This window comes from Halarchaeum nitratireducens (assembly GCF_014647155.1).
Classification (GTDB): Archaea; Halobacteriota; Halobacteria; order Halobacteriales; family Halobacteriaceae; genus Halarchaeum; species Halarchaeum nitratireducens.
On sequence record NZ_BMOQ01000005.1, the window covers coordinates 177,135 to 197,589 of the forward strand.

Genomic DNA, 20,455 nt, shown 5'->3' on the forward strand with positions numbered 1-20,455 from the left:
CGACTTTTCAGAGTTAGTCCTGTTGGCTGGCCAAGCCGCACCGCCGGAGGTGTCAGCCGTGCTCATTTGGCCCGAAGGTCGAACGCGGTCGATTCGGAGAACACCGTCGGGCGCTCGTTGAGAAGGACGGTGGTGACAGCCTCCCGGGTGTGGCGTGCAGCTTCGAGCCACGCAAGCGTGGCGGCGTCCACGTCGTCCCACTTGGGGGAGGCCGCGAACCGATGACAGAGCAGATCAACGGTATCCCAGTCAGTCATTTCGACGACCTCCGGGGTTCACCGGCGAGATAGCGCGCGTGACAGTCGAGGCAGACTCGTGCGCGGAAGAGGATGGACCCGGCGGGGTTGAGACAAAGCTGTCGGCAGTTCCGACATTGGTACGAGCGTTGGTCGGCGTCGAGATCGGCAGTCAGACGAGCCTTGAGCTCTGCGCGGAACTCCGCGGCGGTAGCGCGCGTCTCCGGGTTACTCGGTGTGGTCGAACCGTGGGACCCGTGGGAGGCATTAGACACGCGAATCACCTCCACGCGAACCGCGACGAGGGGCCCCTCCCTTCGGTCGGGACTGAAACGGTGGATCGTCGAGGACCGAGCACCTACCGCCGGGCGGTACCGTCCGCGCTCGCGGCGCAGCGCTCGCGCTGGCCGAGCAGAAATCGACGAGATTCTGGCCGCGCGCGCAGATCGAGGGACCAGCCTTTGCGAACGTAATCGCCAGACAGCGAAGGGGCGCGAAAGCTACGCTGTTTAGATCAGAATATGCGCCGTTCTCAAACGAAGCTAAATCGCCATGGAGGCGATAAAGAAGCCCTGAGACGACAGAATCGGTTTTGCGTCGATTCGGGCGTTTTGCGAGTGGGCGTTGCAGGATTTGAACCCGCGGCGTCTTGGTCCGAAGCCAAGTGCTCTGTCCAAGCTGAGCTAAACGCCCGCGACTCATCGTTCCCGGCGGTGGCGCTTAAGTCCCGCGATTCGTTGGTCGACCGCGACACGAACGTTTCTTGCGGGCGGCGCGCGAGTGACGCGAGTATGACTCTCGGTGTGCGGGTGCGTGGGCTCTTCGAACTCTGTCGGCCGGCGAACGCGGTCGTCTCGGGTGTGCTGACGCTCATCGGGGCGTACGTCGCGGGGCGACCGTTCGCGCTCGCGGCGCTCGTCGCGGCGGTCGCGACGGTGTTCGCGACGGCGGCGGGGAACGCGATCAACGACTACTTCGATCGGGACATTGACGCGATCAATAATCCGGAGCGGCCGATCCCCCGCGGTGCGGTCACGTCCCGGGGGGCGCTCGCCTTCAGCGTCGTCCTCTTCGCGGGCTCGATCGTCCTCGCGCTCTCCCTCCCGCTGTTCGCCATCGCGGTCGCGGTGGTGAACCTCCTCGCGCTCGTCACGTACACGAAGGTCTTCAAGGGCCTGCCGGGGGCGGGGAACGCCGTCGTCGCGTATCTCGGCGGGAGCACGTTCCTCTTCGGCGCGGCGGCGGTCGGGCGACCCCTCGCGGCGGTCGTCCTGTTCGCGCTCGCGGCGCTCTCGACGCTCGCGCGCGAGATTATCAAGGACATCGAAGACGTCGCGGGCGACCGTGAGGAGGGTCTCAACACGCTGCCGATCGCGGTGGGAGAGCGAAACGCGTGTCTCCTCGCGGCGGCGGTGCTCGTCGTCGCCGTGCTCGCCAGTCCGGTGCCGTACCTCCGCGACCTCTTCGGCGTCGCGTACCTCGCGGCCATCGTCCCCGCGGACCTCGTGATGGCGTACGCGGCGTACGTGGCGTTCGACGATCCGGCGCGTGCGCAGGGGATCCTGAAGTACGGGATGTTCCTCGCGGCGGCGGCGTTCGTCGTCGGGCGCGCGGCCGCCTGAGCGGCGCGGCGGCTTTTTGTCGGTGGCGCTCGTCGATTCGCGTATGACAGACTCGGACGACGAGGTGTTGTCACGCGTCCTCGACTACGAGACCATCGCGGTCGTCGGCTGCTCGGGCACGCCCGGGAAGGCCGCCCACGACGTCCCGAAGTACCTCCAGCGTCACGGCTACCGGATCGTCCCGGTGAACCCGACGACCGACGAGGTGCTCGGTGAGCGCGCCTACGACACGCTCGCGGACGTCGAGGCGGAGGTCGACGTCGTGAACGTCTTTCGACCGAGCGAGGAGGTCGCGGGGATCGTCGACGAAGCGATCGAACGCGACGACGTGACGGCGATCTGGACGCAACTCGGCATCCGCGACGACGACGCGGCGGGGCGCGCGACGGACGCGGGGCTCACCGTCGTCCAAGATCGCTGTATGAAGGTCGAACACGGTCGACTGAAGCGCTGACGCGACGCCGAAGCGCGGACGCTTCTCCGCCGCGCTTACGCCTCGGCGTCGTCGGTCTCCACGTCCGCTCCCGGATCGTCGAGCTCCTCCAGGGTGGCCTCGACGTCGACGCCGCTCTCCGCCGCGAGCGCCTCGACGAGCGCGCGCTGCTCGGCGAGTTCGCCCTCCAGTCGCTCGACGCGCTCGTTCGTGTCACCGACGGTCTCGCTCATCCCCTCGACTCGCTTGCGGATGGCCTCGACGCGCTTGTAGAGCTTCTCCGCGAGATCGGAGAGTTTGCTCACCGTGTTCGCCGTGCTCGTGAGTCCCATGGCTTTCCTTCGGACGGCGGGACGCAAAGGCCTTCCCCACGGGTTGACATCCTCCCCGCCCTACAGGGCGAGAATTCCACGAAGTGGATATTCAGGTTGCGCGTTTCCTCGGGCCTCAAGCACGCTTTCGCGTGGGCCGTCGAAGGTCGCCGTCCAGTTGTGACCAAGGACGTGCTTTCCAGCGCGTACAGCCCTGTCAAAGGGGCCTTCCTCCCCGCAATCTGCGGGCATCAAAGATGGCTGGCTCTTCACCCAGCGAGGGAGCACGGGTCGCGTCAGCCGAACTGTTACGCCGTGCATGGTTCTCCCTCCCGTTGTGCGATGTTCTCCGACGCGTTCAGGTCGGCGTGGCGTCCACGACCACACTCCGGACACGAAAAGTGGTCGCCATCACGGGTTCCCATCGAACCACACGCTGAACACCGTTGACTGGTATATTCTGGATCGACCGTCTCGACGCGAATCCCAGCGCGTTCAGCCTTGTACGTGATGAACCGTTGGAGTTGGTGGAAATGCCACGAGTGGACGCCCGACCACGAACTGTTCTCGCGGATGCCTTCGAGGCCTTCCATCCGAATGACAGGGGTTTCGAATTGTTCCGCGAACGTGATGAGGCGACGGGAGAGTTTGTGGTTCAGGTCTTTATTCGACGCTGTTCTTTGTCACCCACACGGTTGCGTGCGCGAAGCACACCCGCCTGTTGGAGCGAATCGCGTAGGGAACGATATTTGCGTCGAACGTACTTCGCCTCACCACCCGACACCAGCATCGACTCGTCTTCGCCGTAGGCCGTCGCAGCGAGGATGTGGCGTTCACCAATATCGACACCGATGGGCGTCTTACCCGACAGGTCGGTGTCGTATTCAATGTTGAACGTGCAGTACCAGTCGTCGCCACGACGGTACAGTTGCAATCGCGTCTTCTTCGCGTCACCCTCGACTAGTCGGTCTACGGGGTCGGCAATGTCGTCGTACACCACGATCGGGGTGTACCACCATTGAGAGATACACGGGAAGCCGACGACGACCGTGCCGTTCTCGGTTGTGTCGAGTTCCCAGTTCTGGTTGTTGACGGCGAACGGTTGGCTCTCTCGATACTGAACCTCTCCGTCCTTGTTGTGGTCGGATTTCGCCTCTCGGATGGCTTGGTTCTGGATGGCCGAGTAGAGGTCGTTGTCGATGCTGGCGGTGGTCACGGATTTGCCGAAGTCGCCGTTCTCCCATCCGTCAATGCAGAACTGTTTGGTGTCACGGTAGAGGCGAGTAGCGTGTTGCCACTCTTTACGCCGTGTGAGAGATGGATTGTGGAACTTCGCGGTGACAGTCACCGTGACCATTACAAATGTAATTTGATTGATATCTTAAAAATATATTGGAATAACAGGCCATGCCATCGACTGTAGTTTATGTAAGTGATTGTCGGATTCATTCCCGCGCTAAAGCACGGGGCGTTCTCCTCGCACTTCCTAACGAAAGGCCCTTACGTCCCACCCGAGTAGGATGAGGTGAACTAGGCCGGGCGGTTTGGCCCCGCCCTCACCCGCGACACGGTCATTAGCGGGGGCCGAACACCGAGGACGTCCGACCCGCCCGGGTCGGACCCCGGAAGCCGACAGAGAAACCTCGTCCTTCGGGGGCGACGGCTCGCGGCTCGTGCGCCTGCAGGGGCGTCACGGCGCGACTCGTCGGTGCGACCCCGTCAGGCACGGAAGTGAGCAGCGGAGCACCGGACGTCCGTCGCTCGAAGGGTCGCGGGGTGGAGGAGGCGACCGGGACTATCCGGTCCGGAACGGTCGGGCAACCTCGGCCCGTTCACCATTCATACCGCCGATCGCGCACCGAGAGCGGCCGCGCTCCTCGCTGTCTCACGGGCCCCTCGGTTTCCGCCCACTCGGCGTTCTCGTCGACCGTGACCCGTTCGAGCGCCGCGTCGACTCGTCCCTCGATGATTTCGGCGCGCGCCGTCGTCCCCGGAGCGCGAGAAGGCGGAACCGAGCGATCCGGGTCGCTTACCGCTCGTCGCCCGCGTCGAAGGCTTCGGGACTGATCGCCTCGCCCTCGATGGTGAGACCGCCTTCGAGCGTGCGCGTCGGGTACGGGATGTTGACGCCCTCGGCGTCGAAGCGCTCTTTGACCGCCTGAACGTACTCGCCGCGGGTCTTCACGAAGTCCGCGCGCGAGGGGTCCGCGATCCAAAAGCGGCTCTTCAGGCCGACGTAGGAGCCCCCGAGCTCGGAGAGGCGGACCGAGACGCCGGGATCGTCTAGGATGTCGTCGCGCTTCTCGGCCTCCTCGACGATGATCTCGGTCGCCTTGTCGATGTCGTCGTCGTAGCCGATTCCGAACTCGAACTGCACGCGGAGTTTGTCCTTGGCGACGGGGTTCTTGATGACGCCGTCCGTGAGGTTCGAGTTCGGGACGGTGAGCAGTTCGTTGTCGAAGGTCCGGACGCGGGTGACGCGGAGGCTGATGTCCTCGACGACCCCCGAGTTGCCGTCCCACTCGATCCAATCGCCGATGCGGAACGGCTTGTCCGTGTAGATGAAGACGCCGGCGACGAAGTTCGCGATCACGTCCTGCATGGCGAAGCCGATGGCGAGCGTCGCGGCCGCGGCGACGGTCGCCAGCGCCGTCAGGATGTTGCCGTAGCCCGCGAACGCGAACGCGACGCCGACCGAGACGGCGACGATGCCGATCGAGACAACCTTCTGGAGCGGTACCTTTGCGTGTTTGTCGAGGCCGCGGCGATCCATCACGCGGTTGGCGAGCGGCGTGATGATCGCCTTCCCGAGGACGTAGAGGACGACCGCGACGACGACGAACGTGACGGCCGCGCCGATCGCGGCCGCGTAACTCGGCGCGAGACCGATCGCCGACTGGAGCCAGTTGCCGATGAAGCCGCCCGCGCCGCCGGCCTGCAACGGGAGGGCCGTCATCGCGTGTATACCGCCGTGTTCCCTCGGGTCTCGACGAGATCGGCGTTCACGGCGTCGCACAGTTCTTCAGCGAGGTCCTCGGTCGTCGTCCCGCCCCGCGACGAGCGGAGGAACTTCACCTTCACGACCTCCCTGTCCGCGAGCTGGTCGTCGAGCTCGTCGACGACGGCGTCGACGCCACCCTTGCCGACCCATACCGTTACGTCCGCTTCGTGGGCCTTCCGACGTAGATTAGCCATACGTTCTCGTATCTCGCGGCGGCGGTTTGAATCTATTGTCCCCGGACGGGGCTCAGTAGGGGTGTCGCGCCTGCGAACCGCACGCACACGTCGTGACGACGTGACCGTCCTGCAGGCGCGTTCGGGCGTTCCGCCCCGGAATCAGGTAGGCGTCGCAGTCGTCGCACGTGAACCGGACGAGGCGCCGGGGGAGACGCAGGCGGTTGCGTTCGGCGATCCGGCGGGCGAGCCGGACGTACTCGCGCGCCCGGTCGACGTCGCCGTCGCGCGCGGCCGCCGCCGCCAGCGACGCCAATCGATCGATCCGCTCCGCGGCGATTCCGCTCACACGCCCCCTCGGGGCCCGACGGGGCAAAGCGTTTCGATACACCTTTTCGCCCCCGGGCCGTCGACGCCACCCGATGCGCGCGCTCAACTATCTGGAGCTGGCGGGCCCGCTCGAACGCAGCGGGATCGCCACCGCCGCCCGCCAGCAGCACGCCGCGCTCGCCCCGACCGACGTCGCGGTCCGAACGCGGCCGTGGGCGGGCGACGACCCGCTCGACACCGCGCTCTCCGTCGCGCGCGGCGACGGCGTCTTCGCGGACGTCGACCTCGCACACTGCCACCTCTTCGGGCCGGGATCGGTCGCCGTCGCGCGCCACGCCCGCCGCACGGACACCCCGCTCGTCCTCCACGCGCACACGCTCCGCGAGAACACGATGGGGAGTTGGCGCGGCGTCGAACTCCTCGCAGACCCCCTGGAGCGGTATCTCCGGTGGTTCTACTCGCTCGCCGACCGCGTGATCGCACCCTCGACGTACGCGAAAGAGCGCCTCGAAACGTATCCGATCGACGCGCCGATCGACGTCCTGACGAACGGCGTGGACCTCGACTCCCTGGCGGGCGTCGAGGAGTTCCGCGAGCCCTACCGCGAGCGCTTCGATCTGGAGGGGACCGTCGTCTTCACCGTCGGTAACGTCTTCGAGCGCAAGGGGCTGACGACGTTCTGCGAACTCGCCCAGCGCACCGAGTACGAGTTCGTCTGGTTCGGGCCCTACGACACCGGCCCGCACGCCTCGGAGTCGGTGAAGCGGTGGGTGAACGACCCCCCGGAGAGCGTCACGTTCACGGGGTGGGTCGAGGACAAACGCGGGGCCTTCGGGGCCGGCGACGTGTTCGTCTTCCCGACGAAGAGCGAGACGCAGGGACTCGTCGCTCTGGAGGCGATGGCGTGCGGGAAGGCCTGCGTCCTCAGCGACCTCCCGGTCTTCCGCGAGTACTTCACGGACGGCGAGGACTGCCTCCTCTGCGGGAGCGAGGCCGAGTACGTCGACGCGATCGACCGCCTCGCGGCCGATCCCGAGCTCCGCGCCGAGCTGGGTGCGAACGCCCGCGAGACGGCGCGCGAACACTCGCTCGATCGCGTCGGCGCGGAGCTCGCCGACGTCTACCACGACCTCGTCGAGGCGACCTGAATGGCCGATCACCCGCGCGTCGCGGCGTTCACCGACACCTACCTCCCTACCGTCAACGGCGCGACCTACACCGTCCGCACGTGGCGCGAGCGCTGGCAGGCCCGCGGCGGCCGCATGGACGTCGTCTACCCGGACGCCGACTACGACCCCGACCCCGGCGAGCACCCCGTCGCCAGCGTCGACTTCCCCTTCTACGAGGGGTACCGTCTCGCCGCCCCGCACACGCCGCGCGGCGTCGTGACGCCCGACGTCGTCCACGCTCACTCGCCGTTCGCCGTCGGGGTCGCGGGCTACCGCTACGCCCGCCGCCACGACGCCCCGCTCGTCGTTTCCTACCACACGCCGACGAGCGAGTACGTCGAGTACGTCGCCCCGGACGCGCTCACGCCCTCCCTGGAGCGCGTCAGCGCGGCGTGGGAGCGGTGGTTCCTCGATCGAGCCGACCTCGTGCTCGCGCCGAGCGAGCGCGCCTGCGACCGCGTCCGCGACCTCGGCGTCTCGACGCCCGCCGACTCGCTCCCGAACGGCGTCGACGTCGACTTCTTCGCGCCCACCGACGCGAGCGACTTCCGCGAGCGCTACGGCCTCTCGGGGACGCTCGTCGGCTACACCGGCCGGCATGGCTACGAGAAACGCCTCTCAGATCTCGTCGACGCCGCCGCGGACCTCGACGCGACGCTCGTCCTCGGCGGTGACGGGCCCGCCCGCGACGACCTCGAAGCCCGCGCGCGCCGGCGCGGGATCGACGCGCGCTTCCTCGGGTTCCTTCCCCGCGAGGAACTCCCGGCGTTCTACAGCGCCCTCGACGTCTTCGCGTTCCCCAGTCCCGTCGAGACGCAGGGCCTCGTCGCCTTGGAGGCCAACGCCTGCGGAACGCCCGTCGTCGGTGCCGACGCCGGCGCGCTGATCGAGACCGTCGACGACGGCGAGACCGGCTATCACTACCCGGTCGGGGACGCCGCGGCCTTCCGCGACGCGATCCGGCGCGCCCTCGACGAGCGCGACGCGCTCGCGGAGACGTGTCTCGACAGGCGTGAAGAAGTGAGCGTCTCGCGGGCCGTCGATCGCTTGGCCGCGGTCTACGATCGACTGCTCGGCTAACCGATCAGTCGCGGTCTTCGAGCGCGTTGGCGATCCGATCGAGCTTGTTGTTCGTGCGCTCGATCTCCTTGCGAAGCTCCTCGAGCTCGCGGCCGATCTTCTTTCGCGCGCCCGAGTCGCCGTCCTCGCCCCGCGCGCCGGGGCCGGCGCCCCCGGGACCGCCGCCCATGCCACCGGGGCCACCGCCCATGCCGCCGGGGCCGCCGCCACCGCCCATCATGCCGCCCATCATCTGCGCGAACGGGTTGCCGCCGCCACCGCCCATCCCGCCCGCCTCGCCGCCCATCCGCTCTTCGAGCTCCTCGCGGCGGGACCCGCCCTCGCCGTCCTCGCGCTCCTCTCGCTCCGCGCGGATCTCCTCGACGCGCTCGCGGAAGGACTTCGTTTCCTCCTCTCCCTCGTCCTCGCTGGGTTCGTCGTCTGCCATGCCCCACGTTTCGCGTGACGGTGTGAAAAGCCCTGTGTCCTCCTCCCCGCGCACGCGGCGCCTCAGAACGCCTCGGTCCCACGAGCGAGGCGAGCGACGACGGCCGCCGCGAGCAGGAGGACGGCGAGGTCGAATCCCGCCTCGTACAGCGGCTGATAGCGCGGAGCGACCCACTGCGCGATCAGCGTGCCGACCGCGCCGTAGAGCGAGACGCACGCGACGAGCGCGACGAGGCCGGCGATCGCGATGCCGAGCACGCGCGCGCCGCGTCGGAGTGCGACGCCGTCGTCCTCCGTTCGCGCGTTCTCTCCGTCTCGTTCACCGTCGGCGGCCGCGTTCTCGTTCGTGTCCATCGTCTCCTCGGTGTCCGTCGCCTCGTCCGTCGTCGGGTGTTCGTCGTCGCTCACGCCGACCACCGCCGTGCGAGGAGCGCGGCGCCGCCGAGCGCCGCGAGCGCGACCGGGGCGCCGAAGCCGGGCGAGCCTCCCGACATCGTCGGCGTCGTCGTCGACGCGCCCGTGCTCCCGCCCTCGAAGTCGCTGACGTCGAGTCCCACGTCCTCGCGCGTCTCGTTCACGCTGATCGTCCGCGTCGGATCGAGGTTCGCCGCCGCGGTCGTCGTCTCGATCAGCACGCCGTCCTTCCAGAGGATCGCGTCGACGTAGTAGTTGTACCCCGCCGGCACGTCGAGCGTCGCGTTCGGCGTCACCGTCTGCCCCGCGGCCACGCTCGCGACCTCGACCGTCGCGCGGTCGGCGACGAGGTTCGACTCCACCTGTCGGGCGACGTACTCGACGCGGACCGGCTCGCTCTCGCCGCCCGCGTTCGTGACGTACGCGCCGACGTCCAGCGCCGTCCGCTCCGCGCCGGCCTCCGCGACGCCGACGCGCACCGACGGGATCGCGCCGCTCTCGAACGCGTGGAAGCGTACCGGGCTCCGCGCGTAGTCGGGGACGAGCGCGCCGACGCCGCGCACCGTCCGATGGCCCGCGGCGACGCGGCTTCCGTTCTCGTACACCGCCGTTTCGAGGCGATAGCCGCCCTCGCGTTCGACCGTGAGGGACAGCGTCGCCTCGCGCTCGCCGTCGCCGGTCAGCGTCCCGAGCGACGCCCGCGCGCTCGTCGCCACGAAGCCGGTATCGGTGTCGACGGCGCGCGTGCGGACGGTGACGTTCCGCGCGGGACTTCCCTCGTGGGTGAGGTAGTTCGTCACGTCGAGGGTGACGGTGTCGCCCGCGACGCTCGACGGCGAGACGGTCATCTCCGCGTACTCCACGTACGCCGGCGGCCGATCGGGCTCCGGGGGTGCGACGGCGCCGGGGACGGCGAGCGCCGCCACGACGGCGAGCGCCGCGATCGCCGCGGCGGCGCCGAGGAGGGCTCGTTCGACGTTCACGCCGGCACCTCTCACTCGGCCGATAAGTGCCTTCGGGTGTCTCAGGCGAACGCGCCGAGGCTCGCCTGCAGGTCGCGCTCGTCCGCTTCGGCCCGGACCTCGTGACCCACGAGGTCGCGGAGGTCGACCGCGTACACCGTCCCCCCGCGTTCGAGACAGAGCACGCGGCCGCGCGCGCCGACGACCGTCCCCGTGGCGAGCACCTCCGAGACCGGCCGGTCGTCGAGGTCGAGACCGTAGTCGAAGGCGTACGTGTCCACCGGGTCGAAGTCGGCCAGCGCGTCGCGCCACGTCTCCTCGTCGACGGCCGCGTCGAGCCCCGCGATCTTCGTCGGGACGCGGACGCGATCCGGGAAGCGTGCGGCGAGTGCGGCCTCGCGCTCGCGGGCGATCCTGCCGTTCTCGACGGTGTCGAGGTGCGCGGCCCGGTCGGCACCCTGCTCGCGCAGGCGGGTTTCGAGCCGCCACGCGCGAGTGACGCCGACCTTCACGACGTCGGGCGCGAACGCCGCGAGGTAGATGGCGTGGGCCTCGTGGCAGTCCATCTCGTCTTTGAGGCAGTCCCCCCGGCACTTCGCGCACACCCACGTCGAGGTGTGTTGCGGGCAGTAGGGCGCGTCGGCGTTCGCGCACGCGACGTGACCGTCGTCCGTGATCGTCCCCGCGCACCGCCGCTCGCCGAGCGTGTACGCGAGCTCGCGCCCGGGTTCGAGTGCGACGCGCGTTATCGCGCCGCCGTCGGCGAGCTGGAGGCTCGCGGGGCCGTGCTGATCGCGCGGGCGGTAGCCGACGAACTGCACGCGCGAGGGTACGAGAGCGCGCCGTATAGCCGTCCCGCTCGTCACCGCGGCGGGCCGGAGGCAGTTCAGCTCCCGCCGGGGGAACGGTTTAGGGACCCTCTATCGTACGAGACGGTATGTACGACTCGATACTCCTGCCGGTCGACCGTAGCGCTCACGCGGAGATCGTCCGGCGTCACGCCGCGGAGCTCGCCCAGTGGGCCGACGCGACCGTCGAACTCCTCTACGTCGCGGATACGACGCGCGACAGCGTCACCGTCCTCGGCGACGACGTGATCGACGCGCTCGTCCGCTACGGCGAGGAGGTCGTCGCGGAGGCCGGCGAGACGTTCGACGCCCACGGCGTCGGCTACGAGACCGCCGTCGTCCAAGGTCGTCCCGCCGACGCGATCGTGGAACAGGCCACCGAGAGGGGACACGACCTCGTCGTCATGCCGACGCACGGTCGGACGGGGGTCTCGCGCTTCTTCCTCGGCAGCGTCACGGAGTCCGTCGTCCGCGACGCCGACGTTCCCGTGCTCACGGCGCGCAGCCGCGACGAGCGCTACGACTTCCCCTACGAGCGTCTCCTCGTTCCGACGGACGGGAGTACGACCGCGAACGCGGCGATCGACCACGCCCTCGATCTCGCCGAGTCGATGGACGCCGACGTCGACGTCCTCTCCGTCGTGAACGAGGCGTCGCTCGGCCTCGACACCCGCTCGACGGTGATCCTCGACGAGCTCGAAGCGCAGGCCGACGAGACCGTCGGCAGCGCCGTCGCACAGGCCGAGGCGCGCGGAATCGAGGCCGACGGTCACGTCGCGCACGGGTCGCCCCCGGACGTCATCAGCGACCGGGCGGGCGAGGTCGACGCCGACGCGATCGTCATGGGAACGACTGGTCGAAGCGGCCTGGATCGCGTCCTCCTCGGGAGCGTCACCGAGCGCACCGTCCGGAGCGCCGACGTGCCCGTGCTGACCGTCCGGCCGGAGTAACGCGAACCGCCACCGTCGTCCCTCTTTCGCTCGACCTCGTCTCCTCCAGTATGCCGTTTCGCCTACCGCCGCGTCCGGCTGGACGCGGCGTGACACCGCCCACGGCCACCTCTACGCGCCGCATGTCTCGCGAGGCGACGCGATCCGCGAACCGAGTGACCGCACCGGCACGAGGCGATTCCGTATCGCATGATGTGATTTATCGCGCCCTCGAATCGAGAACCGCCGATGGCGGTCGTTAAGGCCCCACGCCGTCACCCTCGACGTATGTGCGGCCGCTACGCGCTGTTCAGCGATCACGAGACGCTCGCGCGACGCTTCGACGTCGAGACGTCGGGCTACGAACCGACGTACAACGCCGCGCCGTCGCAGTCCCTGCCCGTGATCGCGGACGACGATCCCGGGACCCTCAGGGCGTTCCAGTGGGGTCTCGTGCCGCCGTGGGCGGACGACGCGAGCCCCGGGCCGATCAACGCCCGCGTCGAGACGGTGCGCGAGAAACCGACGTTCGCCGAGAGCCTCGAAGAGCGGCGCTGTCTCGTCCCCTGTGACGGCTTCTACGAGTGGCGCGAGGAGGGCGGGACGAAACGCCCCTACTACTTCCACCGCCCCGACGGCGAGCCGTTCGCCATGGCCGGGATCTGGGCGACGTACGAACCCGAGACGACGCAGACGGGTCTCGACGCGTTCGGGGCGGAGGGCTCGCCGGACCGTGCGGCCGACCCCGTGCGGTCGTTCGCCGTCCTGACGCGCGACGCGACCGGGACCGTCGCCGACTACCACCACCGCGAGTCCGTCCTCCTCGCGCCCGAGGAGGAGTCGCGCTGGCTCTCCGCGGAGTACGCGGGGCTCCTCGACCGTGCCAACGACGTCGACCTCGTCGCACGTCCCGTCTCGCGGGCCGTGAACGATCCGGCGAACGATCGTCCCGACCTCGTCGAGACGGTCTAAGCGCTCTCCGCGTCGATGGCCGCTCGGGTCTCCTCGTCGACGCTGACGAGGTGACAGACCGGGTGGCCGGGCTGGGCGACCGGGTTCTGTAGGAGACCGACGACGAGGCCGGTGAACGGCGCGCGAACGACGTGTCGCTCGGTGCCGAAGTGGTCGTGGACGGTGCAGATTGCCTCGCCGTCCTCGACGACGCTCGCACGCGTGACGTGCAGGTCGACGAGGCCGCCGGCGTCGGACCGGACCCACGCCTTCTCCGTGCGCGCGTTGACGACGCGGCGCCACGTGGGTTCGAGGCGTTCGCCGTCGTACATCCCGAGTTCGGTGAGCGCGCTCTCGATACCGGCGCTCGCGCGCTCGACGTGCGCCCGCTGGAAGCGGTGGGCCTCGCCCATCTCGACGGTGATGGTCGGCGTCCCCCGGTTCGTACACGAGGAGCGGATCGAGTTGTCCTCCTCGCCGATGCCCGCGAGTACGACGTTCGCGCCGAACGCCTCCGCGAGGCGGGCCGCCCCCTCGCGTTCCGTCTGCGCTCTGGTGTGGAACATCGTGGTGCGCCCGCGCGTCGACGTGTGGAGGTCGATCCCGTAGTCGCAGTGCGAGAAGAGCCCCCGATACAGTTCGTTGGCGATGCGTTGGGCGGGCGTCGACCGTTCGCTCCCCGGGAACGAGCGGTTCAGGTCCTGATCGTAGATCGGGAGGTAGCGCTGCTGGGCGAGATAGCCCGGCGGATTGACGACGTGAACGATGAGGAGGGTACCGGCGAGGTCGGCGGGGTCGTATCGGACGGCGACGTCGTGGGCGACCTTCACGCCGTTGAGTTCGTCGCCGTGGACGGCCGCCGAGATGAAGACGCTCGGCCCGTCGCGCTCGCCGTTGACGACGGTCACCGGCACCCGGATGGGGTCCCCGAGGAACGTCTCGCTGATCGCGTACCGCGCGTGTCGGACCTCGCCGGGCGGTACGCTGCCGCCGCCGTACTCGAAGGGAGTAGCCATGCGAGCACCGAGGCGCGCCGGGCACTTATCGAAGTCGTAAACCACAAGACGCGATACACAATCGCCGTCGGGCCGAGCCGTGAGTTTCAGGTCCCTCATTCCGAGGGACGGGCGTGCTCGATGCCCGCCGCCGCGCGGCCGTCGTCGGCTTCCTCGTCGCGGCGCTCGCCCTCGCCGGCCCCTTCTGGTTCGTCGATGCGGGCGAGGTGACCGCGGAGCTCGCGGCCGCCGACCTCGGTCTGATCGCGCTCGTCGGCGTGGCGGCGCTCACGTGGCTCGGCGCGTGGGCGTTCGCCCTCCGCCTCGTCCTCGGCGCGATCGGTCCGACGCTCCCCTACGGCGACTCCGTCCTCGTCTACGCGGCCGCGTCGTTCGCCAACAACGTCACGCCGTTCGGGCAGGCGGGCGGCGACGTCGTCCGCGTCCTCGCCGCCCTCAGTCGCGGGATCGGCCGCCGGCCGATAGTCACCCGTGTCGCTCGCGCTCGTCACGCACCACGGGACGTCGCGGGCGTTATCGATCACACCCCCTACCGCCGCAACGGTGGTAAAAAAGCCGCCGAACTCCGTTCGGAAGGCCGTTCCGTCGGTCACCACTCGGTGACCCCGGAACGACTCAGAGGCACAACCGGTGACAACCACCGGCACGTATCGAGTGGGACGGCCCGGTGTTTAACTCACCTGTTGGATCGACTCCCGTCGGGCAATACGTGATAATAAATCCTTCGTACATTCATACCGTTCAGCGCTTCGATCGTACCAACGAGCTTATACGCCGAGAACGCACCACCGGAGCGTATGGCCAGCGACCCCGAACAGTTCGCACGACTGCTCGTCGATCGTGCACCGTTCCTCCGGACGCTGGCCGACGGCGCCGTCCCGAAGCGCGTGCTCGCCGACGCGCACGACGTCTCACGCTCCACCGTCGATCGCGCGGTCCGCGACCTGGAGGCCACGGGGGCCGTCGAGCGCCGCGACGGCGCCGTCGCTCTCACGCTGATCGGGCGACTCGGCCTCGCCGCGCACGACGCCTTCCGCGCCGACGTCGACGCGCTCGCGGGCGCCGCCTCCCTCTCCGCCCTCCCCGCCACCGCGTCCGTCACGCTCGACGTCGTGCGAAACGCCGAGATCGTCGACGCCGATTCGAAGACGCCGCACCGTCCCGTCTCCGTTCTGACCGACCTCTTGGCGGAGGCCGTGCGCGTCGAACTGTACGCCACGCGCGTGCTCCCGGAGGCGATGGACACGCTCCGCCGGCGCGTCGACGCGGGACTCGTCCTCGACGCGTACGTCGTCCCGGACGTCCTCGACGCGCTCTTCGTCGATTTCCGCGGGCCCATCGAAGCCGTCCTCCAAGCGGAGACGGTCACGCTCTTCGAGGTCGAACCGACCTACCCGTTCGGCCTCGCGCTCTGTCACCTCCCGGACGGTAGGCGGGTCGTCTGTCTCGCCTGCGGCGATCGCGGTGTCGCACTCCTCCTCGTCAACGACACCCGCGAGGCCCTCTCGTGGGCGCGCGAACGCCTCGATCGCGTCGCGGCGGCCGCCCGCCCTCTTCGCTGAGCGGCTACGTCCGGAGCGTCGCGCCCTCGTACGTCCGCTCGACGCGGTACTCGACGTCCGAGAGCCGCGTCGCCGACCAGACGCCGAGCGCGACCGCCGCGTCGTCGCGAACCGCCGACGCGACCGACAGGTGCTCGCCGGCGCGCAGGACGGGACACAGCTCGTCGTAGACGCGCTCGCCGCCCACCGACACCGCGATCCGCGCGTCGATGGCCGGTCCGGCGCCGACGTTGCTGGCGACGAGCGTGCCGCCCCGCGTTTCGAGGACGATCTCGGGGGCGGCGTCGGCGCGCCGCGTCCGGCGCTGTTCGACGTTCCCCCACACGAGCGTCAGCGCGTACCACACCGTCGCGAGGACGACGTAGAGCGCGAAGAGCAGACGCGTCCGACCCGCCGCGACGACGCCCGTGAGGTACGCGACGAAGGTCAGTCCGACCGAGAGGCCGAAGGCGACGACGCCCGCGGCGAGGACGACGGACCGCCCGACGAGTCGGCGGACGCGCGTTCCGTACCCGCGAAAGCCGACTTCCGACTCGCCGCTCGGCGACCAATCGAAGGGGAGTGACGACATCGTCCGAGACGTATCACCGCGAGCTACTACGGTCCACCGGCCGGGCGACACGCGCGTCGAGTGCGCCGTAACGCCCTTGTCGGTGCCGGTCGCGCGGACGAACGTGCTCTCCGTGTCCGGTCTGCGGAAGACCTACGGCGACGTCGAGGCCGTCCGCGGCATCGACTTCGAGGTCGCCGACGGCGAGGTGTTCGGTCTCGTCGGCCCGAACGGCGCGGGCAAGACGACGACGCTCAAGACCCTCGCCGGCCTGCTCGAACCCACGTCGGGCGAGGTGGTCGTGAACGGCTACGACGCCGGCGATCCCGAGATGCGCCGCACCCTCGGCTTCCTCCCCGAGGAGTCGCCGCTCTACGAGGACATGACGCCGCGATCGTACCTCCGGTTCTTCGGCGACCTCTACGACGTGGATCGGGAGACGGCGGACGAGCGGATCGCCGCCGCGCTCGACCGCCTCGACCTCGACGCCCGCGACCGCCCCGTCGGTGACTTCTCGAAGGGGATGAAGCGGAAGGTCGCCATCGCGCGCTCGCTCGTCAACGACCCCGACGTCCTCGTCTACGACGAACCCGCCTCGGGGCTCGATCCGACGACGACGAACGTCGTCATCGAGTTCACGCGCGACCTCGCCGCGCGGGGCAAGACGATCGTCTTCAGCGCCCACGACCTCCACCACGTCGAGTCGGTCTGCGACCGCGTCGCCATCGTCTCCGAGGGGGCGATCGCGGCCGAGGGAACGCTCGACGAGATCCGCGCCGCGCACGGCCGCGTCGAGTACCGCGTCTTCACGGACGTCGGGGTCCCGGGCGCGGAGCGCCTCGACGCCGAGCGCGGGGACGGCGCTCGGTACCGCGTGCGCGTCGACTCGATGGCCGCCGTCGAGGACGTCCGCGAGCGCGCCGCCGAGGCCGGCGGCGACGTCCTCGACATCCGGACGCGCGAGTCCACGCTGGAGGACGTCTTCCTCGCCGTCACGGGAGGGCCGGCGTGAGCCCGCGACGCGTCCTCCGGATCGCGCGCTGGGAGGCGGGACGCAACGCCGGGACGATCGACCGACGGACGGCGATCCTCCTCGCGTGCACGCTCCTCGTCGTCGCGCTCGTCGCGCCCGCGCTCGTCCTGTCCGCGCCGACGCCCGGCCAGGGCGTCTACCGCGTCGCGGTCGACGACGCGAACCCCTACCGCGCGCCCGTCGCGCTGAACGACCGACTCAGCGCCGTCCCGCCGGGCGCGAACGCCGTCGAACGCGGCCGCGCGGACGTCGCCGTCGTCGGCACGAGCGGCTTCGTCGTCGCCGACAGCGCGAAGGGGCGCGCGGCGCTCGCCGCCCTGCGAAGCGCCACCGAGGCGTACAACGACCGGCTGATGGCGACGGAGAACGACGTCGCCGCCGCGTTCCCCGTGACCGTCGACGTCTCGTACGTCGAGCGCGGGACGCGCGTCGCCGGCGGCTCCGGCGGGAGTGCAGCGATCGACGCCGACGACGGGGCCGGCGCGCGGACGGACGACGGCGGAACGACCGTCGGCGGCGGGACGACTGCTGACAGTGGGGCAACGACGGGCGACGGGACCGGCACGACGACGGCTGTCGGAGGCGGCGCATCCGCGGGCACCGCGGGACCGAGCGTGAGCGGCGACGCGAGCGCGCCCGCGAACACGCCCGGCGGTCTCACGCCGCCGTTCCCCTTGGAGTCGCTGTTGCTCGCGTTCGTCTTCGTCCTCCCGCTGAACGTCGTCATCCAGTCCTACGGCTCCAGCGTGCTCGACGAACGGGTCGACCGCCGGGGCGAACCGCTCCTCGTCTCCCCGGCGACGCGCGCCGACATCGTGGCCGGGAAGACCCTCCCGTATCTCGCCGCGGCCGCGCTCGTCACGGTCCCCATCGCCTACGCGGTCGGTGCGGGCGTCGCGTCCGTGCTCGCCGTCCTCCCGCTCGCCGCGCTCTTCCTCGGCGTCACCTTCCTCGGCGCGCTCTTCGCGCGCTCGTACAAGGAGCTCACGTTCGTCACGGTGACCGTCACGGTCGTCCTGATGGCCTACGCCTTCGTCCCCGCGGTGTTCACCGAGGTCCACCCCATCGCGGCTATCAGCCCGCTCTCCGTCGTCGTCCGCGACATCCGCGGCGATCCCTTCCAGCTCGGGGGCTTCCTCCTCGCCACCGTCCCGGTCGCCACCGCGGCGGTCGTCTGCTACGGCCTCGGCCTCGGCGTCTACCGCGAGGAGGACCTCTTCACCCAGAAACGCCTCCCCGCGAAGGCGCTCGACGCGCTCGCGGCCCCCCTCACGTCCGTCCGGCGCGTCGGTCTGCTGACCGTGGCGCTCGTCCCCTTCGTCCTCATCGCCGAACTGTTCGCCGTCGCGTCGCTGTTCGTCGCGCCGCCCGACCTCGCCGTGCCGATCGTCCTCGTACTCGTCGCCGTCATCGAGGAGGTCGCCAAGAGCGTCCACGTCTACGCCGGCTTCACGAACGCGCGCTTCGAGCGCGCCACGCGGGCGGCGCTCGCGCTCGGCGTCGCCTCCGGCGTCGGCTTCTTCCTCGGCGAGAAACTCCTCCTCCTCACGCGCCTCGTCGGTCTCTCGGATCTCACCGTCGGCGGCGCGGCGTTCGGCAACGCGGAACTCGGCGCGGGATCGCTCGCGCTCCTCGCCGCTCCGCTCGTCCTCCACGCGGTCACCGCCTCGGTGTCGGCGCTCGGGGCGCGCCGGAGCGCGCGGGGGTACGCGATCGCCCTCGCCGGGGCGGTTCTCCTCCACCTCGGCTACAACTACACGGTGGTGACCACCGTTGGATAGTCGCCTCGTCCTCGCGCGCCGCGAACTCGCCTCCCTGCGCCGCGAGAAGACGATCGTCCTCGCGCTCGCCATCCAGCTGTTCGTCGCGGCGTTCTCGTCCGTCCTCGTCGTCGGCCTCGTGAGCCTCTACGCGCCGGGCGCCGCGGGCGGTGCCGTGGCCGTCGACGTCGGCGTGACGGGCGACGCCGCCGACGACCTCGGGCCGGTCGTCGATCGCGGCGACGCCATGTACGCGACCTACTACGACGCGGAGAGGGCGGCGCGCGCCGGCTTCGAGCGCGGCGACGTCGACGCCGTCCTCGTCGCCGATCGCCTCGACAGCGGTCGCACGTACGTCGACGCCACCGTCCCCGACGGCTCGTTCGCCACCACCGTCGTCGTCAGTCGGCTGAAGGCGGCGCTCTCGCGCTACGAGCGCCAGCGCCGCGCCGCCCTCTCGACGCGCCTCGATCGCCAGCCCCTCGACCTCCCGCCCGAGCGCGGCGGGAGCACGTATCACGGGTTCACCTACACGGTGCTCATCCCCGCGCTCGCCTTCCTGCCGGCGTTCATCAGCGGCTCCATCGCCGCCGACAGCATCGCGGAGGAGCGCGAGCGCGAGACGTGGGACCTCCTGCGGAGCGCACCGCTCTCGATCCCCGAGATCGTCGACGGGAAGGCGCTCGCGTTCGTCGCCATCGCGCCCGCGCAGGTCGCGTGTTGGTTCGCGTTCCTCGCGCTCAACGGCACGCCGATCCACGCGCCCCTCGCCGCGCTCGGGTTCGTCACCGCGCTGACCGGCCTCCTCGTCGTCGGCGGTGTCGCGGCAGCGCTCGCCGTCCCGAAACACCGCGAGGCTCAGCTCGTCTACTCCTTCGGCGCGCTGGGCGCGTTCGGCGCGGCGAGCCTCCTCCCCGAGAGCCCGCAGAACGTCGTCGCCAAGCTCGCCATCGGGTCGCCGACGACGATCACGTGGCTCACGGTCGTGGGCGCGATCGTCCTCGGCGTCGTCAGCTACGCCGCGACCCGCGTCGCCGCGGCCCGGGCGGCGACCACGTAGCTCCCGTCCGCCGCCGAACCGTTCTTCGGTCCGGCCACCCTACCGGGGGTATGGTCGAACGCGTCACCAGCGAGGGCGTCCGCACGGTCGACACCGTCCTCGAACGCTACGGATCGACGAACCGTCCCCAGCTCCGCGTCACCGACTCCGACGCGGTGCCGGTGGGCGAGGTGGTCCGCCTCGCCGTCGACGACGCCGAGTACCGCACGCGGGTGGCGGAGGACGCCTCCGGGAGCGCGGTGCTTCGCGGGGCGTTCGAGTCGCCGCGGCTCGCGCGGACGCCCGGCGAGGGCGAGAACCACCTGCGCGCGTGGCTGCACGCGCTCGATCTCGACTACGGTCGGACGATCCACCTCGACGTCGTGACGTCCGACTACAAGTACGGGGTCCGCGCGCCGGGCGAGCGAGCGACGTACGCAGCGACGGAGGCCCCCGACGACGGGTTGGCGAGCATCGCGCGGGACCTCGACGGCTAGGGATCGGGGTGTCGCGGAAGGTCGCGCGGTAGTCGTCGCGGGTGAGCTCGGTGGCGACGGCGTCGAGAGCGCGCCGTCGCTCGCCGATCGCCGCGTCCCGGCGGTCACGGCCA

The 20,455-nt window shown here is 70.0% G+C and carries 23 protein-coding genes, 1 tRNA gene, 1 other RNA gene and 1 pseudogene; 13 read left to right on the plus strand and 13 right to left on the minus strand.

The window, feature by feature from the left end; translation table 11 throughout:
- Window positions 1-62: 62 nt before the first annotated feature.
- On the minus strand, window positions 63-257 hold the full coding sequence (locus IEX91_RS09995) for a hypothetical protein (RefSeq protein ID WP_188878716.1): 195 nt from the start codon (window positions 255-257) through the stop codon (window positions 63-65).
- Window positions 258-854: 597 nt separating this feature from the next.
- Window positions 855-929, minus strand: a tRNA-Arg gene (locus IEX91_RS10000).
- 98 nt (window positions 930-1,027) lie between these two features.
- Here IEX91_RS10000 and IEX91_RS10005 point away from each other — a divergent pair.
- Both IEX91_RS10005 and IEX91_RS10010 read left to right on the plus strand, forming a co-directional pair.
- Complete coding sequence (locus tag IEX91_RS10005) at window positions 1,028-1,858, plus strand: geranylgeranylglycerol-phosphate geranylgeranyltransferase (RefSeq protein ID WP_188878717.1); 831 nt, start codon at window positions 1,028-1,030, stop codon at window positions 1,856-1,858.
- A gap of 43 nt (window positions 1,859-1,901) precedes the next feature.
- Window positions 1,902-2,312, plus strand: coding sequence for a CoA-binding protein (locus tag IEX91_RS10010; RefSeq protein WP_188878718.1), 411 nt, complete (start codon window positions 1,902-1,904; stop codon window positions 2,310-2,312).
- Window positions 2,313-2,347: 35 nt separating this feature from the next.
- Here IEX91_RS10010 and IEX91_RS10015 read toward each other — a convergent pair whose 3' ends face one another.
- Together IEX91_RS10015 and IEX91_RS10020 are read right to left on the minus strand one after the other, a co-directional pair.
- Complete coding sequence (locus IEX91_RS10015) at window positions 2,348-2,623, minus strand: DUF5798 family protein (protein ID WP_188878720.1); 276 nt, start codon at window positions 2,621-2,623, stop codon at window positions 2,348-2,350.
- A gap of 287 nt (window positions 2,624-2,910) precedes the next feature.
- Window positions 2,911-3,959, minus strand: a pseudogene (locus IEX91_RS10020) (RNA-guided endonuclease TnpB family protein).
- Window positions 3,960-4,125: 166 nt separating this feature from the next.
- Between IEX91_RS10020 and ffs the strand changes: the two are divergent.
- Window positions 4,126-4,440: signal recognition particle sRNA (gene ffs, locus IEX91_RS10025), an RNA gene on the plus strand.
- Window positions 4,441-4,631: 191 nt separating this feature from the next.
- Here ffs and IEX91_RS10030 read toward each other — a convergent pair.
- Genes IEX91_RS10030 through IEX91_RS10040 form a run of 3 tightly spaced genes read right to left on the minus strand, consistent with a single transcriptional unit; the run spans window position 4,632 to window position 6,125 of the window.
- Window positions 4,632-5,558 carry a mechanosensitive ion channel family protein gene (locus tag IEX91_RS10030; RefSeq protein WP_188878721.1) on the minus strand — a complete coding sequence of 309 codons (927 nt, stop codon included), beginning with the start codon at window positions 5,556-5,558 and terminating at the stop codon, window positions 4,632-4,634.
- Window positions 5,555-5,797: a YhbY family RNA-binding protein gene (locus IEX91_RS10035; protein WP_188878722.1), complete on the minus strand. Its 243-nt coding sequence runs from the start codon at window positions 5,795-5,797 to the stop codon at window positions 5,555-5,557. The genes IEX91_RS10030 and IEX91_RS10035 overlap by 4 nt, the downstream gene beginning before the upstream one ends.
- 52 nt (window positions 5,798-5,849) lie before the next feature.
- A complete protein-coding gene (locus IEX91_RS10040; RefSeq protein WP_188878723.1) occupies window positions 5,850-6,125 on the minus strand; it encodes a ribonuclease P protein component 4 in 276 nt (91 codons plus the stop codon).
- 73 nt (window positions 6,126-6,198) lie between these two features.
- On the opposite strand from IEX91_RS10040, the gene IEX91_RS10045 reads away from it, so the two are divergent.
- Both IEX91_RS10045 and IEX91_RS10050 read left to right on the plus strand, forming a co-directional pair.
- Window positions 6,199-7,254: a glycosyltransferase family 4 protein gene (locus IEX91_RS10045; protein WP_188878724.1), complete on the plus strand. Its 1,056-nt coding sequence runs from the start codon at window positions 6,199-6,201 to the stop codon at window positions 7,252-7,254.
- Window positions 7,255-8,355, plus strand: a complete 1,101-nt coding sequence (locus IEX91_RS10050) for a glycosyltransferase (protein WP_188878725.1) — start codon at window positions 7,255-7,257, stop codon at window positions 8,353-8,355. It abuts the gene before it with no gap.
- A gap of 4 nt (window positions 8,356-8,359) precedes the next feature.
- Here the strand turns inward: IEX91_RS10050 and IEX91_RS10055 are convergent, their stop codons facing one another.
- The 4 genes from IEX91_RS10055 to IEX91_RS10070 all read right to left on the minus strand — a co-directional run bounded on the left by IEX91_RS10055 (window position 8,360) and on the right by IEX91_RS10070 (window position 10,978).
- The gene (locus tag IEX91_RS10055; RefSeq protein ID WP_188878726.1) at window positions 8,360-8,782 is read right to left on the minus strand and encodes a hypothetical protein; all 423 of its coding nucleotides are present in this window, start codon (window positions 8,780-8,782) and stop codon (window positions 8,360-8,362) included.
- A gap of 62 nt (window positions 8,783-8,844) precedes the next feature.
- Window positions 8,845-9,189, minus strand: coding sequence for a hypothetical protein (locus IEX91_RS10060; protein ID WP_188878727.1), 345 nt, complete (start codon window positions 9,187-9,189; stop codon window positions 8,845-8,847).
- Window positions 9,186-10,178, minus strand: a complete 993-nt coding sequence (locus IEX91_RS10065; protein WP_188878728.1) for a DUF7490 domain-containing protein — start codon at window positions 10,176-10,178, stop codon at window positions 9,186-9,188. The genes IEX91_RS10060 and IEX91_RS10065 overlap by 4 nt, the downstream gene beginning before the upstream one ends.
- Window positions 10,179-10,219: 41 nt before the next feature.
- Complete coding sequence (locus IEX91_RS10070) at window positions 10,220-10,978, minus strand: DUF2797 domain-containing protein (RefSeq protein ID WP_188878729.1); 759 nt, start codon at window positions 10,976-10,978, stop codon at window positions 10,220-10,222.
- 116 nt (window positions 10,979-11,094) lie between these two features.
- On the opposite strand from IEX91_RS10070, the gene IEX91_RS10075 reads away from it, so the two are divergent.
- Window positions 11,095-11,955, plus strand: a complete 861-nt coding sequence (locus tag IEX91_RS10075) for a universal stress protein (RefSeq protein WP_188878730.1) — start codon at window positions 11,095-11,097, stop codon at window positions 11,953-11,955.
- 267 nt (window positions 11,956-12,222) lie between these two features.
- The gene (locus tag IEX91_RS10080; protein WP_188878731.1) at window positions 12,223-12,906 is read left to right on the plus strand and encodes an SOS response-associated peptidase; all 684 of its coding nucleotides are present in this window, start codon (window positions 12,223-12,225) and stop codon (window positions 12,904-12,906) included.
- Here IEX91_RS10080 and IEX91_RS10085 read toward each other — a convergent pair.
- Window positions 12,903-13,901, minus strand: coding sequence for a succinylglutamate desuccinylase/aspartoacylase family protein (locus tag IEX91_RS10085; RefSeq protein ID WP_188878733.1), 999 nt, complete (start codon window positions 13,899-13,901; stop codon window positions 12,903-12,905). The genes IEX91_RS10080 and IEX91_RS10085 overlap by 4 nt on opposite strands.
- 113 nt (window positions 13,902-14,014) lie before the next feature.
- On the opposite strand from IEX91_RS10085, the gene IEX91_RS10090 reads away from it, so the two are divergent.
- Window positions 14,015-14,614 carry a lysylphosphatidylglycerol synthase domain-containing protein gene (locus tag IEX91_RS10090; protein ID WP_188878735.1) on the plus strand — a complete coding sequence of 200 codons (600 nt, stop codon included), beginning with the start codon at window positions 14,015-14,017 and terminating at the stop codon, window positions 14,612-14,614.
- Window positions 14,615-14,698: 84 nt separating this feature from the next.
- A complete protein-coding gene (locus tag IEX91_RS10095) occupies window positions 14,699-15,463 on the plus strand; it encodes a helix-turn-helix transcriptional regulator (protein WP_188878737.1) in 765 nt (254 codons plus the stop codon).
- 4 nt (window positions 15,464-15,467) lie between these two features.
- Here the strand turns inward: IEX91_RS10095 and IEX91_RS10100 are convergent, their stop codons facing one another.
- Window positions 15,468-16,034: a hypothetical protein gene (locus IEX91_RS10100; RefSeq protein ID WP_188878738.1), complete on the minus strand. Its 567-nt coding sequence runs from the start codon at window positions 16,032-16,034 to the stop codon at window positions 15,468-15,470.
- Between the two features lie 103 nt (window positions 16,035-16,137).
- On the opposite strand from IEX91_RS10100, the gene IEX91_RS10105 reads away from it, so the two are divergent.
- From IEX91_RS10105 to IEX91_RS10120, 4 genes are read left to right on the plus strand one after another with little or no spacing between them, the layout of a single operon-like run.
- Window positions 16,138-17,025: an ABC transporter ATP-binding protein gene (locus IEX91_RS10105; protein ID WP_188878739.1), complete on the plus strand. Its 888-nt coding sequence runs from the start codon at window positions 16,138-16,140 to the stop codon at window positions 17,023-17,025.
- The gene (locus tag IEX91_RS10110) at window positions 17,022-18,827 is read left to right on the plus strand and encodes an ABC transporter permease (protein ID WP_188878741.1); all 1,806 of its coding nucleotides are present in this window, start codon (window positions 17,022-17,024) and stop codon (window positions 18,825-18,827) included. Before IEX91_RS10105 ends, IEX91_RS10110 begins: the two co-directional genes overlap by 4 nt.
- A complete protein-coding gene (locus IEX91_RS10115) occupies window positions 18,820-19,866 on the plus strand; it encodes an ABC transporter permease (protein ID WP_188878743.1) in 1,047 nt (348 codons plus the stop codon). The genes IEX91_RS10110 and IEX91_RS10115 overlap by 8 nt, the downstream gene beginning before the upstream one ends.
- 50 nt (window positions 19,867-19,916) lie before the next feature.
- Window positions 19,917-20,342, plus strand: a complete 426-nt coding sequence (locus IEX91_RS10120) for a DUF7112 family protein (RefSeq protein WP_188878745.1) — start codon at window positions 19,917-19,919, stop codon at window positions 20,340-20,342.
- Window positions 20,343-20,455: the final 113 nt, after the last annotated feature.